Genomic DNA, 14,287 nt, shown 5'->3' on the forward strand with positions numbered 1-14,287 from the left:
CACAGGAGTGTTTGCGAGACTGAGCCCATGGTCGCGACCACGATCCACCTGATGCGGCACGGCGAGGTGCACAACCCCGCGGGCGTGCTCTACGGACGGCTGCCCGGCTACCGGCTCTCGGAGCGGGGGCTGGCGATGGCGGACATGGTCGCCGCGCACCTCGCCGGGCCCGTGCGCCATGACGTCGTCGCCGTGGTCGCCTCCCCGCTGCAGCGCGCGCAGGAGACGGCCGGGCCCATCGCCGCCGCGTTCGACCTGTCGATCGGCACCGACGAGCGGCTCATCGAGGCGGGCAACCACTTCGAGGGGCTCGCCTTCGGCGTCGGTGACGGCTCGCTGCGCCACCCGAGGCACTGGCCCTACCTGCGCAACCCCTTCCGGCCGTCCTGGGGCGAGCCATACAGGGAGCAGGCCGACCGGATGCTCGCCGCCGTCGACACGGCGCGCGAGCTCGCCCGTGGCCACGAGGCCGTGCTGGTCAGCCACCAGCTGCCGGTCTGGGTCACCCGTCTCGCGCTCGAGAACCGGCACCTGTGGCACGACCCGCGCAAGCGGCAGTGCTCGGTCGCGTCCCTGACCAGCCTGCGGTACGAGGGCGACACGCTCGTCGGCATCGGTTACAGCGAGCCCGCGGGCTCCCTGCTGCCGGGCGTCTCCTCGGTCGCGGGGGCCTGACGTGCGCGGACGCGGTCTCGTCGTGGGCGCCGTCGCCCTCCTGCTGCTCGCCGGCTGCGCGCCCGGAGGCCAGGAGAACCCCGACGACGTCGCCGACCAGGGCTACCAGTCCGGTGACGGCAGCACCACGACCTGGGCCGCGGGCGACCGCACGGGCCCGCTCGAGCTGTCGGGCACCGACTTCGAGGGCACCGCGCAGGACGTCGCCGACTGGCGGGGCGACGTCGTCGTGCTCAACACCTGGTACGCCAACTGCCCGCCGTGCCGCGCCGAGGCGCCCGACCTCGCAGCCCTGGCCACGGACTACGCGGCCGACGACGTGCAGGTGCTGGGCATCAACCGCACCGACGACGCCGGGACCGCGCAGGCGTTCGAGCGCCAGTTCTCGGTGCCCTACCCCAGCCTCGCGGACTCCGACGGGACCGCGATCGCGGCCCTGCAGGGCACGGTGCCGGTGAACGCGGTGCCGACGACGGTCGTGCTCGACCGCTCGGGGAACGTGGCCGGCCGCATCCTCGGCCTGGCGGACCCGTCGACGCTGCGCTCGATGGTCGACGGGCTTCTGGCCGAGCCGGCGCCCACCTCGTGATGCTTCTCGACGCCGGCGACGCCTTCGGCCGGGCGGTCACCTCGGGCTCGCTGCTGCTGGCGATCCCGGTCGCCGTGGTCGCCGGGCTCGTGTCGTTCGCGTCGCCGTGCGTGCTGCCGCTGGTCCCTGCGTACGTCGGCTACCTGGGCGGCATGACGGGGAGCGCCGACCGCCTCGGGTCCCCGGCCGGGACCACGCTCGTCCGGACCGCCCCCGCGCGCAGCCGGGTGCTGCTCGGGGTCGCCTTGTTCGTCGCCGGCTTCACCGCGGTGTTCGTCGCGCTCGCCGCGCTCGCGGGGTCGCTGGGCGGGGTGCTCGTCGAGTACCAGGACGTGATCTCGCGGGTGCTCGGGGTCGTCGTCATCGTGCTGGGCCTCGGGTTCCTGGGTCTCGTCCCGTTCCTGCAGAACGAGAAGCGCGTGCACCTGGCGCCGCGGGCCGGCCTGTGGGGTGCGCCCCTGCTGGGCGTCACCTTCGGGCTGGGGTGGGTGCCCTGCATCGGCCCCACGCTCGCCGCGATCCTCACGCTCTCGCTCGACGGCGGCTCGGCCGGTCGCGGCGCCCTGCTCGCCGTCGCGTTCTGCCTCGGCCTGGGGCTGCCGTTCCTGCTCGTCGCCCTCGGCATCGAGAGCAGCACCACGATGCTCGGGTTCCTGCGTCGGCACCGGCTCGCGATCATGCGCCTCGGCGGCGGGATGCTCGTGATCCTCGGCCTCGCGCTGGTCACCGGCGTGTGGGGCACCTGGTCGTCCTGGCTGCAGGGTGTCCTCGTCGGCGGCGACCCGTTCGTGCCGGTGGTGTGACATGAGCGTGCACCGCCCCGAGGGCCTCTCCGACGTCTTCATGGACCCCACCGACGCCCCCGCCTCGACGCCGCCGACGCTGCCCACGCTCGGGTTCGTCGGCTGGTCCCGCTGGGCCTGGCGGCAGCTCACCAGCATGCGGGTGGCGCTGCTGTTGCTCATGCTGCTGGCGGTCGCCGCCGTGCCCGGGACCGTGTGGCCGCAGCGCGCGCAGGACACCGCCAAGGTCGCCGACTACCTGACCGACCACCCGACCGCCGGCCCGTGGCTCGACCGGTTCGGGTTCTTCAACGTGTACTCGTCGGTCTGGTTCTCCGCGATCTACCTCCTGCTGTTCGTCTCCCTGGTCGGCTGCATCCTGCCGCGCACCAAGGTGCACCTCGCCGGGGTCCGTGGCCGCCCGCCGCGCGCGCCCCGTCGGTTCGGGCGGTTCCCCGCGCAGGGGTCAGGGTCCGTCGCCGCCGACCCGCAGGTCGCCGCCCAGGACGCCGAGACCGTCCTGCGCGGTGGCTGGCGCTGGCTCCCGTTCGTGCCGACCTACCGCGTCGACACCCGCGACGAGGGCGGCGGCACGTGGTCGGTGTCGGGGGAGCGCGGCTACCTGCGCGAGACCGGCAACCTGGTGTTCCACCTCGCGCTCGTCGGGCTGCTCATCTCGGTGGCGACCGGGCAGGTGCTGCACTACCGCGGGCAGGCGATCGTGGTGCAGGGCCGGGGTTTCGCCAACGCGCAGGTCGACTACGACACGTTCGAGCAGGGCACCGCGTACTCGCCGACGAGCCTCGTGCCGTTCACCCTGCGGCTCGACGACTTCGAGTCCCGCTTCGACCCCGACACCCTGCAGTCGCGCGACTTCACCGCGCACGTCACCCTGACCAACCCGGGCGAGGCGCCGGAGAAGAAGACCATCAAGGTCAACCACCCGCTCGACGCCGGCGGCGCCAAGGTCTACCTGCAGGGCAACGGCTACGCCCCCGACATCACCGTCCACGACGCCGCCGGCGAGGTCGCCTTCGGCGGACCGACGCCGTTCCTGCCGCAGGACAACGTCTACACGTCGCGCGGCGTGCTCAAGGTCCCGGACGTCTCCGGCGACCAGGAGCAGATCGGCATCGTCGGCTACCTGCTGCCGACCGCGCAGGAGGTCGGCGACGACCTCTACCGCTCCGTGGACCCCCAGCCGAACGACCCGCTGCTCGTCCTGTCGGTCTGGCAGGGCAACCTCGGGCTCGACACCGGCGTGCCGCAGAACGTCTACCAGCTCGACGAGGCCCGGCTGACCCAGGCCGTCGACGCCGACGGCAAGGCGATCACGGTGTACGTGCGTCCCGGCGAGACCGTCGACCTCCCCGACGGCCTGGGCACGCTGACGTTCAACGGCCTGCCCCGCTACGTCGCCCTCGACCTGCGCCACGACCCCGCGCTGCCGTTCGTCCTCGTCTTCGCGCTCCTCGCGTTCGCGGGCCTCGCCACCTCGCTCTTCGCCCCGCGCAGGCGCGTCTGGCTCCGGTTCGCGCCGGGCGCGGGCGAGGGCGACCGCCGTACAGTGGTCACCGCGGCCGGGCTGGCCCGCGGCGACGACGTCGGACTCCAGCCCGAGCTCGACCGGGTGCTGGCGGAGACGCTCGCGCGGTCGGATGACAGACCCCCGGCCGCCCCAGGCGGCCAGACCTCAGGAGAGGGCACGCCATGACCACCGGTGACCTGAGCACCTTGCTCGTCTGGGGTGCCGCGACCGCGTTCACCATCGCGCTCGTCGCCTACAGCGTCGACCTCGCGCGGATCGTGGAGCACGCGCAGAAGCGCGTGCCCGAGGACGCCCTCGCCACCGCCGGCTCGAGCGCCTGGCGGCCCGCCACCGCCGTCGGTGGGTCCGAGGACCAGCGCGCGCCCGGCCGCTCCGCGCGCGCCGAGGGCATCGCCCGGTCGACCACGATGGTCGGTCTCGTGATGCTCTTCGCGGGCATCGTGCTGCGCGGCGTCGCCGCCGGTCGCTGGCCCACCGCGAACATGTACGAGTTCACGATCGTCGGCACCTTCGTCGCCGTGCTCGTCCTCACCATCGTGCAGCGCCGCCGCGTCATCGCGTTCGTCGGCGTGCTCGTCATGGGCATGGCGGTCCTCGCGCTGGTGCTCGCCCTCAACGTGTTCTACATCCAGGCCGACCAGGTGCAGCCCGCGCTGCAGAGCTACTGGCTCATCCTGCACGTCGGCGTCGCCATCACCGCGACCGGCATCTTCACCGTGGCGTTCGCCGCGTCGGTGCTGCAGGTGCTGAAGAGCTACCGCGAGGAGGGCCTCGCCGGAGCCGACGTCCCCGCGGTGACGGTGGGCGGGCAGTCGCTCGGCGCCGACGCGGTTCCCGCCGGTGCGACGCGGCGGTCCGACGGCCTGCGCCGGACGCTCAGCGGGCCGAAGCTCGGCTGGCTCGAGCAGGTGCCCAGCTCCCGCGAGCTCGAGGCGATGGCGTTCCGGCTCAACGCCATCGGGTTCGTCCTGTGGACCTTCACCCTCATCGGCGGCGCCATCTGGGCCGAGCACGCCTGGGGCCGGTACTGGGGCTGGGACCCCAAGGAGGTCGGCACGTTCGTCGCCTGGGTGACGTACGCCGCCTACCTGCACGCACGCACGACGCGGGGCTGGAGCGGTCGCCGCGCGGCGTACTTCGTCTTCGTCGGGTACGCCGTCGTGCTCATGAACTTCACCGTCGTGAACCTCGTCGTCTCCGGGAAGCACTCGTACTCCGGGATGTGACCCGACGGGGTCCCTCCGGTCAGGACGTGGACGGGCCGTCGCTGCTGGTGCCGCCGTCGGCGCGCCTGCGGTCCTCGTCCAGCCCGCGGAGGAAGTCGGGGTCGTCGTCGGGACCCGCGGTGCGTCGGCGACGCGGTGCGCCGGGCGACCCGCCCGGCTGGCCCGCGTACGCGGTGCGCCGCGACCACCGGACGGCGAGCCACACGATGACCCCGACCAGGGGCACGAGCAGCACGAGCAGGACCCAGAGCGCCGGGTGCACGCCGAGGCGCTCGTCGTGGTTGCTGCGCAGGATGTCGAACACGCAGTACACGGTCAGCCCGATGAGCAGCAGGACGGCCAGGTTCCTCACGTCACCAGAGTAGTCGTCGGCCCGTGCCGCGGGGGCGGCCTACCCTTGACCGTGCCTTTCGTCGTCTATTCGGTCCTGCGCCTCGCGCTCTTCGCGGCCTGCCTCGGTCTGCTCTGGTGGGCCGGCCTGCGCTCGTGGTTGGTGGCGGTCGTCGCGGCGTTCCTCGCGTGGGCGCTGTCCTACGTGCTGCTGAACGGTCCGCGCGACGCGGCCGCCCGCCAGCTCGCCGAGCGCGCGGAACGGCGCCGCCGGGCCGGCGACCGGGCGGTGCTGGGCAAGCGCGCCCAGGAGGACGCCGACCTCGAGGACGCCGCCGACGAGGCTGCTCGGGGGCTAGAGAGCCAGCCCCACGCCGAGCAGCACGCCGAACGCGAGCTCGAGGAGCCCGGTGCCGGCGAGCACGGGGACCAGCGCGCGGCCGCGGGCGCCGAGCAGCACGGTGACCGCCAGCACGACCGAGGGCGCGAGCAGCACCAGCACGATCAGCGTCCAGACTGACGCGAACGCGCACACGATGCCCCCGAGCAGTACCGGCAGGATCACCAGCACCGCGTACACGCGGCGGGACCGGTTCTCCCCGAGGCGCACGGCCAGGGTCCGCTTGCCGACGAGCGCGTCGGTGGGGACGTCGCGCAGGTTGTTGGCCATGAGCAGGGCGCACGCGAGCATGCCGACGGACACGGCTCCGACCCAGGCCGGCCACGAGAGCTCGTCGGCCTGCGTGTAGGTGGTGCCGAGCACCGCGACGAGCCCGAAGAACACGAACACGCCGACCTCGCCGAGCCCGCGGTAGCCGTAGGGCCGCCTTCCGCCCGTGTAGCCCCACGCCGCCAGGATGGCGGCAGCGCCGACGGCGAGCAGCCACCACTGGCCCGTGAGGAGCACGAGCGTGAGGCCGAGCAGGGCCGCGACGCCGAACGACGCGAACGCGGCGCCCTTGACGGTCCCGGGGCTCGCGGTGCCCGAGGCGGTGAGGCGGAGCGGGCCGACGCGGTCGACGTCGGTGCCGCGGATCCCGTCGGAGTAGTCGTTCGCGTAGTTCACGCCCACCTGCAGCGCGAGCGCGACGCCGAGCGCGAGCGCGGCCCGGCCGAGGTTGGCCTCGCCGAGCTGCGCGGCGGCGCCGGTGCCGACGAGCACGGGGGCAGCCGCCGCGGGCAGCGTGCGCGGTCGCGCACCCTGCACCCAGTCGCTGGCAGTCGTCACGTGGGGGTCCTCTCGAGGGAATGGGCGGCGAGCTGTGCCGTCGCCCGACGGTCGATCTTGCCCGGCCCGCGCACCGGGAGCGAGTCCGTGACCACCAGGCGGCGGGGCGCGTGCGCCGCGCCGAGGCGGTCGGTGACGGCGCGGCGTGCGTCGTCGAGGGTCGGGGGTCGGGCGCCGGCGCGGGGGACGACGACGGCGACGACGGCCTGTCCCCACTCCGGGTCGGGGACGCCGACCACGCAGACCTCGCCCACCCCGGGCAGCTCCGCGAGGATCTGCTCGACGGGCGCGGGAGCCACCTTGGTGCCCCCGGAGACGAGCACGTCGTCGGCGCGGCCGAGCACGGTGAGCACGCCGTCCGACCACTGCCCGAGGTCGGTGGTCCGCAGGTGCCGGACCCCGTCCACCTGCACGAACGCGTCGGCGTCCAGGTCGGGGCGCCCGAGGTAGCCGTCGGCCAGCACGGGGCCGGCGAGCAGGATCCGGCCGTCGTCGTCGAGCGCGACCCGCACCCCGGCGAGCGGGCTCCCGTCGTAGACGCACCCGCCGCAGGTCTCGGACATGCCGTAGGTGGTCACCACCCGGACGTCCGCGGCCCGCGCGCGCGCCAGCAGCTCCGGCGCGGCCGCGGCGCCGCCGAGCAGCACGGCGTCGAACGTCGCGAGGGCGGTGGTCGCGTCGGGGTCCTCCAGGAGCCGCACGAGCTGCGTCGGCACCAGCGAGGTGTACCGGCGCGCGTCGGTCGCGAGGGCCGCCGCCGCGGCGACGAACGCGGGCGCCCGGAACGGGCCGGGCTCGAGCACCACCGGCGTCGTCCCCGCGAGGACCGAGCGGACGAGCACCTGAACGCCGGCGACGTGGTGGGTGGGCAGCGCGAGCAGCCAGCGTCCCGGGCCGGCGAGCCGCTCGTGGGTCGCCCGCGCCGACGCGCGCAGGGCCGTCGCCGAGAGCAGGACGGCGCGCGGCTCGCCGGTCGAGCCCGAGGTCCGCACCACCACAGCGACGTCGTCCCCGACCGACGAGGTGGTCCCGGCGGCGTCGTCCGGCACCGGGCAGACGGCCGCGCCGGTGCCGTCCAGGGCCGCCGCGAGAGCCGGGAGGAGGAGGTCGGGCCGCGCGGGGACGTCACGCAGCGGCCGGGTCACGCCCCCAGCGTAGGTGCGCCCGGGCGCGCGCCCGGCCGGGGACCGTGCAGACAACCCGTAGAGTGTCGCGCGGTTTCACACCCCTAGGAGCATCGTGTCGTCTGTCCTCACCCCTCCGTCCGCCCGGCGTCGCCCGGTCGCGCTCGTCGCTCTGGCCACCGGCGCCGGTCTGCTGCTGGCCGCCTGCAGCGGATCGCCGACGGCCGACCCGACCGCTGCCGCGCCCGTGACCCAGGCGCCGGTGATCCAGGCCGCGAAGGCTGCTCCTCCGGCGCCCGTCGTCGCGCCCCGGTGGCCCCTCACGGGCATCACGGCGTCCGAGGTGGCCACCCGCCCCGCCCTCGCCGTGAAGATCGAGAACTCGGGCGAGGCGCGCCCGCAGACCGGCCTCGAGCAGGCGGACGTCGTGTGGGAAGAGGTCGTCGAGGGCGGCATCAGCCGCTTCGTGGCCGTCTACCAGTCGCAGGTCCCGGCCGAGGTCGGTCCCATCCGGTCGGTGCGACCGATGGACCCGGCGATCGTCGCGCCGATGCACGGCCTCATCGCCTTCTCCGGTGGGCAGGCGGGCTTCGTCCAGGCGCTGAAGAACGCGGGCGTCCAGACCATCAGCATGGACGCCGGTGCCGCGGGGTTCTATCGCAAGAAGGGCGTCGCGCCGGCGCCGCACAACGTGTACGGCACGCCGCAGACGTTCTGGGACCAGGCCGACGGTGAGCACTCCGCGTCGCCCGCCCCGCAGTTCGTCATCGCCAAGCACCCCGAGCAGGCGAGCGCGGTCGTCTCGGGCGGCGCATCCGGGACCGTCGCCGTCAAGCTCTCGGGCTACGCGAAGCCGACGTGGACCTGGGATGCGGGCACGGGCACGTGGCTGCGCGCCGAGGGCGCGACGCCCGCGACGGTGCGGTCGGGAGCCCGGATCGCGGCCACCAACGTGGTCACGCTCAAGGTGCGGCTGGTGAACTCGGGCACGGTGGACCCCGCCGGCAACCCGGTGCCCGAGACCGTGCTCGACGGCTCGGGTGACGCCACGGTCTCCAGCGGCGGCCACACCGTCACGGGGACGTGGACCAAGACGGGCGAGGGTGCGGTCCTCACGCTGGCCACCGCCGACGGCGGCGTGCTGACGCTGGCGCCGGGCACCACCTGGGTCGAGCTGGTCCCGCAGGACTCCGGCTCGGTCACGATCGGCTGACGCGGCCTGGGCTCCCCGTCGCGTGCGCGTCGGCGTGGCAGCCTAGGTCCGTGCCGGAGAGCGACATCTGGTCCGTGCCGGACAGCGACAGGGGAACGCGATGACGACGACGACACGACGAGGGGTGCGCGGCGCAGCAGCCGCGCTGCTCGCCGGCCTGGCCCTGGCGGTCGCCGCCTGCAGCCCCAGCACGCCGGAACCGGAGACCTCGACCGCCGCCGCGGTCACCCACGGGCCGACGATCGCCCCCGACAAGGGCGCGGCGCCGGTGCCCGCCGTGCCGGTCGTCTGGCCGCTCACAGGCATCGCCGGGGAGCCGGTGGCGCGGCCCTCGCTCGCCGTGAAGATCGAGAACACCGCCGTGGCGCGCCCGCAGACCGGTCTGGACCAGGCGGACATGGTCTGGGAGACCATCGTCGAGTTCGACGTGTCGCGGTTCGTGGCGGTCTTCCACTCGCAGGTTCCCGCGGAGGTCGGGCCCATCCGCTCGGTCCGCCCGATGGACCCCCTGATCCTCGCTCCCATGCACGGGCTGCTGGCTTTCTCGGGCGGCCAGCCGGGCATCCTCGACCTCGTCGCGGCGAGCGGCGTGCAGATGATCAGCCACGACGCGGGTGCGCCCGGGATGTACCGGACCAAGGACCGCGCGGCGCCGCACAACGTCTACGGCACGCCGGCCACGTTCTGGAGCCTCGCCGACGCGGACCACCAGGCGCCTCCCGGCGAGCAGTTCACCATCGCTCGCAGCGCCGACCGTGCGGCGGCCGTCGTCGCCGGCACGCCGGCGAGCACGCTCTCGTTCCGGCTGTCAGCGGCGTCGAGCCCGTCGTGGTCGTGGGACGCCGGCACCGGCACGTGGCTGCGCTCGGAGGGGGCCTCGCCGGCGACCGCCCGCAGCGGCGCCCAGCTCTCTGCGGTGAACGTCGTGTCCATCACGGCGGACCACCCGAACACCCAGTTCGGTGCTCAGGGGGGCGCGCCCGTGCCCACGTACAACCTGGTCGGGTCCGGCGACGGCGTCGTCGCGACGGGCGGCAAGACCGTGCCGGTCCGGTGGCAGAAGGACTCTCAGGACGCGCCGATGCGCCTGTTCACGGCCGACGGCAAGCCCGCGGACCTGGCGCCCGGCAACACGTGGGTCGAGCTCGTGCCGGCTGGGTCGGGTTCCCTGACGATCGGCTGACGGCGACGGGTTGTCCTCCCACGGGATGACGTCGGCGACGGGTTTGGCCACCTCAGGGCGGCATCGGCGAGGTCCCTGCGGCCGATGCAGGGCAGGTGCCTGCCGGGCGAGGCTCGGGGCATGGCCACTCTCACGCACCACGAAGCCACCGAGCACGACACCCGGTCGCTCGGCGCGGTCGTCGTCTCCGGTCTCGTGCTCGTCGCGCTGCTGGTCGGCGCGGCGGGCGTCCTCGGCGCCGTCGTCGACTTCGCCGGCTGGGCGTTGGCGGGTAGATAGCCCGCTAGTACGCGTACGGGAAGCCCGACCAGTCGGGCTCCCGCCGCTGCAGGAACGCGTCGCGCCCCTCGACCGCCTCGTCGGTCATGTACGCCAGGCGCGTCGCCTCGCCGGCGAAGACCTGCTGCCCGGCCAGGCCGTCGTCCGCCAGGTTGAAGGCGAACTTGAGCATGCGGACCGCCTGCGGCGACTTGGTGGCGATGATCCGGGCGTACTCGAGACCCGCCTCCTCGATCTGCGCGTGGTCGACCACGTCGTTGACCGCGCCCCAGGCCAGCGCCTGCTCGGCCGAGTACTCGCGGGCGAGGAAGAAGATCTCGCGGGCCCGCTTCTGCCCGACCTGCCGCGCCAGCAGGGCCGAGCCGTAGCCGCCGTCGAACGAGCCCACGTTGGCGTCGGTCTGCATGAAGCGGCCGTGCTCGCGGCTGGCGATGCTGAGGTCGGCGACCACGTGCAGGGAGTGCCCGCCGCCGGCCGCCCAGCCGTTGACCAGCGCGACGACGACCTTGGGCATGGTCCGGATCAGCCTCTGGACCTCGAGGATGTGCAGCCGCCCGGCGCGGGCCGTGTCGACGTCGTCGGCGGTCTCGCCGGAGGCGTACTGGTAACCCGAGCGGCCGCGGATGCGCTGGTCGCCCCCGGAGCAGAACGCCCACACGCCGTCCTTCGGGCTGGGGCCGTTGCCCGTGAGCAGCACGGTGCCGACGTCCGACGTGGTGCGCGCGTGGTCGAGGACGCGGTAGAGCTCGTCGACGGTGTGCGGGCGGAACGCGTTGCGGACCTCCGGCCGGTCGAACGCGACCCGCACCACGGGCAGGTCGCGGGCGACGGCACCGGCGGCCAGCTGGTCGGCGGACGGCCGCACGAACCCCCGGTGGTAGGTGAGGTCGGTGAGGTCCTCGAACCCGTCGACCGTGCGCCAGCGGGTCGGGTCGAACGTGTCGGAGACGGCGGCCGGGAGCTCAGGAGTCACGGCGGCAGCCTAGTCGCGCAGGGGCATTCTGGTACGCTTGTACCAGAACGTGCGCGGGACGGCGGGGACTGCCACCCGGCGCGCACGCAGAGAGTGGTGCACGACCATGGCCTGGATCGTCCTCATCCTGTCCGGCATGCTCGAGGCCGGCTGGGCGCTGAGCCTCAAGGCGTCCGACGGGTTCAGCAAGCTTGGACCGAGCATCGCGTTCGTCGTCTTCGCCGTCGGGTCCCTGGGCGGTCTGAGCTGGGCGCTCAAGTCGCTCCCGGTCGGCGTCGCCTACGGCGTCTGGGTGGGCATCGGTGCCGCCCTCACCGCGGTCCTCGCCATCGTCCTGTTCCACGAGACGGTGTCGGTGCTGAAGATCGTGTCGCTCGTGCTCATCGTCGCCGGGGTCGTCGGCCTGAACCTGTCCGGCGGAGGTCATGCATGACGAGCAAGGGGGCGCGGCGGCGCGACGACCTCGCGCGGGCGGCGGCAACCCTCATGCTGCGCGAGGGGCCCGGCGCCCTCACCCACCGGCGGGTCGCGCACGAGGCGGGTGCGTCGGTGTCCGCCACGACCTACTACTTCGGCTCGCTCGACGAGCTCGCGGCGGCCGCGGGCGGCGCGCTGGCCGACGCGTGGGCGGACCACGCCCGGGCGGTCTTCGCCGCCGCCCCCGAGGGCCCGCTCGACGACCGCGAGGTCGCGGCCCGGACCCTCGTCGGCGCGGTCCTGCCGCCCGGCGTCGACGCCGAGGTGCGCAGCCACTACGAGCACCTGCTCGCCGCGGGCCGGCACGCGACGCTCGCGACCGCCTTCGCGGCGGGCCGGTCGGTGGTCGACGACGTCGTGGGGGAGCTGGTCGCCCGGGTGGGGGCGCCGACGACCGCCGCCGTCACCATCGCGCTGGTCGACGGCGCCGTCGTCACCGCGCTGACCGAGGGTCGGCCGGTGCGGCCCACCGCCGTCGCGCTCCTCGTCGCGGCATGGGGCGCGTGAGCCCGACGTAGGCTGGCGACGTGCCGAGAACCCCCGCTGACCTGCACGTCTGGTCGCTCCCGCTGCGCACCCGGTTCCGCGGCCTCACCGTCCGCGACGGCGTGCTCGTGCGCGGGGACGCCGGATGGGGCGAGTTCAGCCCGTTCTGGGACTACGACKCCGCGGAGTCCGCCGCCTGGTGGCGTGCGGCGCGCGAGGCGGCCGACGAGGGCTGGCCGCCCGCCGTGCGCACCCGGATCCCCGTCAACGTCACCGTCCCCGCGGTCGACGCCGCGACCGCCCACCGGATCGTGCGCGCGTCCGGCGGGTGCCGCACCGCGAAGGTCAAGGTGGCCGAGCCGGGCCAGTCGCTCGCCGACGAGATCGCCCGCCTGGAGGCCGTCCGCGACGCGCTCGGTCCCGACGGGGCCATCCGGGTCGACGCCAACGCCGCCTGGGACGTCGACACCGCCGTGACCCGGCTGGTCGCGCTCGACCGGGCGGCCGGGGGGCTGGAGTACGCGGAGCAGCCCGTGCCGGGTGTGGACGACCTCGCGGCACTGCGCCGGCGCACGCCCGTGCCGATCGCGGCCGACGAGTCCATCCGGCGCGCCGAGGACCCGCTCGCCGTCGCGCGGGCGGGCGCGGCCGACGTCGTGGTGCTCAAGGTCCAGCCGCTCGGGGGCGTGCGCGCCTGCCTGGAGCTGGCCGAGCGGATCGGGCTGCCGGTTGTCGTGTCGTCGGCGCTCGAGTCGTCCGTCGGGCTGGCCGCGGGGATCGCGCTCGCCGCGGCGCTGCCGGAGCTGCCCTACGCCTGCGGACTGGCCACCGCCCAGCTGTTCACGGCCGACCTGGTGACCGCCCCGTTCCTGCCGGTCGACGGCGCCCTGGAGGTCCGCCGCCCGGAGCCCGACTCGGCCCTCCTCGCGGCCGCCGCGGGGCCGGACGACCTCGTGGCGCGCTGGCGGGCGCGCATCGCGGCGGTCGGCGCTCAGGCATGATGTCGAGCGTGACGACGTCGCCCCCCCTCGCGCCCGACCCGGCGACGGCGGCGGCGCGCGTGATCGTCCAGGCGCTCGCGGCACTGGGGGTCGAGGACGTCGTGCTCGCGCCCGGGTCCCGCAGCGCCCCTTTGGCCTACGCGCTCGCGGACGCGGTGCGCCCAGAGGGGGRGCGGCCGTCCGGCGCCCCCGCGCTGCGGCTCCACGTGCGGGTCGACGAGCGGTCGGCGGCGTTCCTGGCGCTCGGCCTGGTGAAGGCCTCGGGTGACCCTGCCCGTCCCGTGGCCGTCGTCACGACCTCCGGCACGGCCGTGGCCAACCTGCACCCCGCCGTCCTCGAGGCCCACCACAGCGGCCTGCCGTTGCTGCTGCTCACGGCCGACCGCCCGCACGAGCTGCGGGGCACCGGCGCGAACCAGACCACCGACCAGGTGGGCATCTTCGGGAGCGCGGTGCGGCTCGCGGTCGACGTGCCCGCTCCCGTCGGCCTTCCCGACGAGGCGCGCAGCCTGCGTCGCGTGGTCTCCCGCGCCGTCGCCGCGGCGACGGGGGCGCGGACGGCGGACCCGGGGCCGGTGCACCTCGACCTCGCCTTCCGCGAGCCGCTGGTGCCCGGCGACGAGCCGTGGCCGGCGCCGTCGACCGCGGGGCTCACTCACGTCCAGGCCCGGCCCGCCACCGGTGCCGTCCCCGTCGTCGGGGAACCCGGCGCCGCACCCGCCCGCCGCGGCGGGGTGCCGACCGTACTGGTCGCGGGGGACGGTGCCGGTCCCGGCGCGCGCCGCCTCGCGGAGGCGAACGGCTGGCCCCTGCTGGCCGAACCGTCGTCGGGCGCGCGCGGTGGCTCCCACGCGATCTCCGCCTATCGGCTGCTGCTCGCGCACCCCGGCCTCGGCGGTGCCGTCCGGCGCGCGGTCGTGCTGGGCCGCCCGACCCTGTCGCGGCCCGTGCAGCGCCTGCTCGCGCGCGAGGACGTCGAGGTCGTCGTGGTCGCGCCGCGCGGCGCCGACTGGCCGGACGCCGCCCGCAACGCCGGCGACGTGCTCCTCGAGGCCCCGGCGCGGATGCGCCAGGGCCGGATGCCCGCCCCCGCGGGGTGGCTCGACGCGTGGCGKGCCGCGGACGCGGCGGCCGGTGCGGCGATCGACGGCGTGCTCGACGGGCTCGACGCC

Annotated in this window: 16 protein-coding genes and 1 pseudogene; 13 read left to right on the forward strand and 4 right to left on the reverse strand. The window is 75.1% G+C overall.

Annotation, left to right across the window (positions count from 1 at the left end; all coding sequences use genetic code 11):
* Window positions 1-27: 27 nt before the first annotated feature.
* From ACXJKA_RS17685 to ccsB, 5 genes are read left to right on the forward strand one after another with little or no spacing between them, the layout of a single operon-like run.
* Entirely contained in the window at window positions 28-675 is a 648-nt protein-coding gene (locus ACXJKA_RS17685) for a histidine phosphatase family protein (protein WP_456826505.1), read from the forward strand.
* Between the two features lie 22 nt (window positions 676-697).
* On the forward strand, window positions 698-1,264 hold the full coding sequence (locus ACXJKA_RS17690) for a TlpA family protein disulfide reductase (protein WP_456826506.1): 567 nt from the start codon (window positions 698-700) through the stop codon (window positions 1,262-1,264).
* Window positions 1,264-2,067, forward strand: coding sequence for a cytochrome c biogenesis CcdA family protein (locus tag ACXJKA_RS17695; RefSeq protein WP_456826507.1), 804 nt, complete (start codon window positions 1,264-1,266; stop codon window positions 2,065-2,067). Before ACXJKA_RS17690 ends, ACXJKA_RS17695 begins: the two co-directional genes overlap by 1 nt.
* Window position 2,068: 1 nt before the next feature.
* Window positions 2,069-3,760: a cytochrome c biogenesis protein ResB gene (gene resB / locus ACXJKA_RS17700; RefSeq protein ID WP_456826508.1), complete on the forward strand. Its 1,692-nt coding sequence runs from the start codon at window positions 2,069-2,071 to the stop codon at window positions 3,758-3,760.
* The gene (ccsB, locus tag ACXJKA_RS17705) at window positions 3,757-4,821 is read left to right on the forward strand and encodes a c-type cytochrome biogenesis protein CcsB (protein WP_456826509.1); all 1,065 of its coding nucleotides are present in this window, start codon (window positions 3,757-3,759) and stop codon (window positions 4,819-4,821) included. The genes resB and ccsB overlap by 4 nt, the downstream gene beginning before the upstream one ends.
* Before the next feature lie 19 nt (window positions 4,822-4,840).
* On the opposite strand, the gene ACXJKA_RS17710 is transcribed toward ccsB, so the two are convergent.
* The gene (locus ACXJKA_RS17710; protein WP_456826510.1) at window positions 4,841-5,173 is read right to left on the reverse strand and encodes a PLDc N-terminal domain-containing protein; all 333 of its coding nucleotides are present in this window, start codon (window positions 5,171-5,173) and stop codon (window positions 4,841-4,843) included.
* A 51-nt stretch (window positions 5,174-5,224) separates the two neighbouring features.
* Between ACXJKA_RS17710 and ACXJKA_RS17715 the strand changes: the two are divergent.
* Window positions 5,225-5,407: pseudogene (locus tag ACXJKA_RS17715) on the forward strand (DUF4229 domain-containing protein); the annotation flags it as partial.
* A gap of 99 nt (window positions 5,408-5,506) precedes the next feature.
* On the opposite strand, the gene ACXJKA_RS17720 reads toward ACXJKA_RS17715, so the two are convergent.
* Both ACXJKA_RS17720 and menE read right to left on the reverse strand, forming a co-directional pair.
* Window positions 5,507-6,379, reverse strand: coding sequence for a 1,4-dihydroxy-2-naphthoate polyprenyltransferase (locus ACXJKA_RS17720; RefSeq protein ID WP_456826511.1), 873 nt, complete (start codon window positions 6,377-6,379; stop codon window positions 5,507-5,509).
* Complete coding sequence (gene menE, locus ACXJKA_RS17725; protein ID WP_456826512.1) at window positions 6,376-7,524, reverse strand: o-succinylbenzoate--CoA ligase; 1,149 nt, start codon at window positions 7,522-7,524, stop codon at window positions 6,376-6,378. Before menE ends, ACXJKA_RS17720 begins: the two co-directional genes overlap by 4 nt.
* Window positions 7,525-7,618: 94 nt before the next feature.
* Between menE and ACXJKA_RS17730 the strand changes: the two genes are divergently transcribed.
* The 3 genes from ACXJKA_RS17730 to ACXJKA_RS17740 all read left to right on the forward strand — a co-directional run bounded on the left by ACXJKA_RS17730 (window position 7,619) and on the right by ACXJKA_RS17740 (window position 10,178).
* Window positions 7,619-8,716, forward strand: coding sequence for a DUF3048 domain-containing protein (locus tag ACXJKA_RS17730; RefSeq protein ID WP_456826513.1), 1,098 nt, complete (start codon window positions 7,619-7,621; stop codon window positions 8,714-8,716).
* 100 nt (window positions 8,717-8,816) lie between these two features.
* Window positions 8,817-9,899 carry a DUF3048 domain-containing protein gene (locus ACXJKA_RS17735; protein WP_456826514.1) on the forward strand — a complete coding sequence of 361 codons (1,083 nt, stop codon included), beginning with the start codon at window positions 8,817-8,819 and terminating at the stop codon, window positions 9,897-9,899.
* A 120-nt stretch (window positions 9,900-10,019) separates the two neighbouring features.
* Window positions 10,020-10,178: a hypothetical protein gene (locus ACXJKA_RS17740; RefSeq protein ID WP_456826515.1), complete on the forward strand. Its 159-nt coding sequence runs from the start codon at window positions 10,020-10,022 to the stop codon at window positions 10,176-10,178.
* Window positions 10,179-10,182: 4 nt separating this feature from the next.
* Here the strand turns inward: ACXJKA_RS17740 and ACXJKA_RS17745 are convergent, their stop codons facing one another.
* Complete coding sequence (locus tag ACXJKA_RS17745; protein ID WP_456826516.1) at window positions 10,183-11,151, reverse strand: 1,4-dihydroxy-2-naphthoyl-CoA synthase; 969 nt, start codon at window positions 11,149-11,151, stop codon at window positions 10,183-10,185.
* A gap of 106 nt (window positions 11,152-11,257) precedes the next feature.
* Here ACXJKA_RS17745 and ACXJKA_RS17750 point away from each other — a divergent pair, with 106 nt between their 5' ends.
* From ACXJKA_RS17750 to menD, 4 genes are all read left to right on the forward strand, one after another.
* Window positions 11,258-11,584: a DMT family transporter gene (locus tag ACXJKA_RS17750; RefSeq protein WP_456826517.1), complete on the forward strand. Its 327-nt coding sequence runs from the start codon at window positions 11,258-11,260 to the stop codon at window positions 11,582-11,584.
* Window positions 11,581-12,135 (forward strand): TetR/AcrR family transcriptional regulator, encoded by a 555-nt coding sequence (locus ACXJKA_RS17755; protein WP_456826518.1) that lies wholly within the window; start codon window positions 11,581-11,583, stop codon window positions 12,133-12,135. The genes ACXJKA_RS17750 and ACXJKA_RS17755 overlap by 4 nt, the downstream gene beginning before the upstream one ends.
* Window positions 12,136-12,155: 20 nt before the next feature.
* Window positions 12,156-13,115 (forward strand): o-succinylbenzoate synthase, encoded by a 960-nt coding sequence (locus ACXJKA_RS17760; RefSeq protein ID WP_456826519.1) that lies wholly within the window; start codon window positions 12,156-12,158, stop codon window positions 13,113-13,115.
* A partial coding sequence (menD, locus tag ACXJKA_RS17765) for a 2-succinyl-5-enolpyruvyl-6-hydroxy-3-cyclohexene-1-carboxylic-acid synthase (protein ID WP_456826520.1) occupies window positions 13,112-14,287 on the forward strand: 1,176 nt, incomplete at its 3' end. The genes ACXJKA_RS17760 and menD, both read left to right, overlap by 4 nt.

The organism is Cellulomonas sp. P5_E12, assembly GCF_054049315.1.

Excerpts from the sequence above, each read along its gene's own strand:
- ACXJKA_RS17685 (WP_456826505.1), top strand. The coding sequence starts at position 28 with ATGGTCGCGACCACGATCCACCTGATGCGGCACGGCGAGGTGCACAAC.
- ACXJKA_RS17695 (WP_456826507.1), top strand. The coding sequence starts at position 1,264 with ATGCTTCTCGACGCCGGCGACGCCTTCGGCCGGGCGGTCACCTCGGGC.
- resB (WP_456826508.1), top strand. The coding sequence starts at position 2,069 with ATGAGCGTGCACCGCCCCGAGGGCCTCTCCGACGTCTTCATGGACCCC.
- ccsB (WP_456826509.1), top strand. The coding sequence starts at position 3,757 with ATGACCACCGGTGACCTGAGCACCTTGCTCGTCTGGGGTGCCGCGACC.
- ACXJKA_RS17735 (WP_456826514.1), top strand. The coding sequence starts at position 8,817 with ATGACGACGACGACACGACGAGGGGTGCGCGGCGCAGCAGCCGCGCTG.
- ACXJKA_RS17740 (WP_456826515.1), top strand. The coding sequence starts at position 10,020 with ATGGCCACTCTCACGCACCACGAAGCCACCGAGCACGACACCCGGTCG.
- ACXJKA_RS17750 (WP_456826517.1), top strand. The coding sequence starts at position 11,258 with ATGGCCTGGATCGTCCTCATCCTGTCCGGCATGCTCGAGGCCGGCTGG.
- ACXJKA_RS17755 (WP_456826518.1), top strand. The coding sequence starts at position 11,581 with ATGACGAGCAAGGGGGCGCGGCGGCGCGACGACCTCGCGCGGGCGGCG.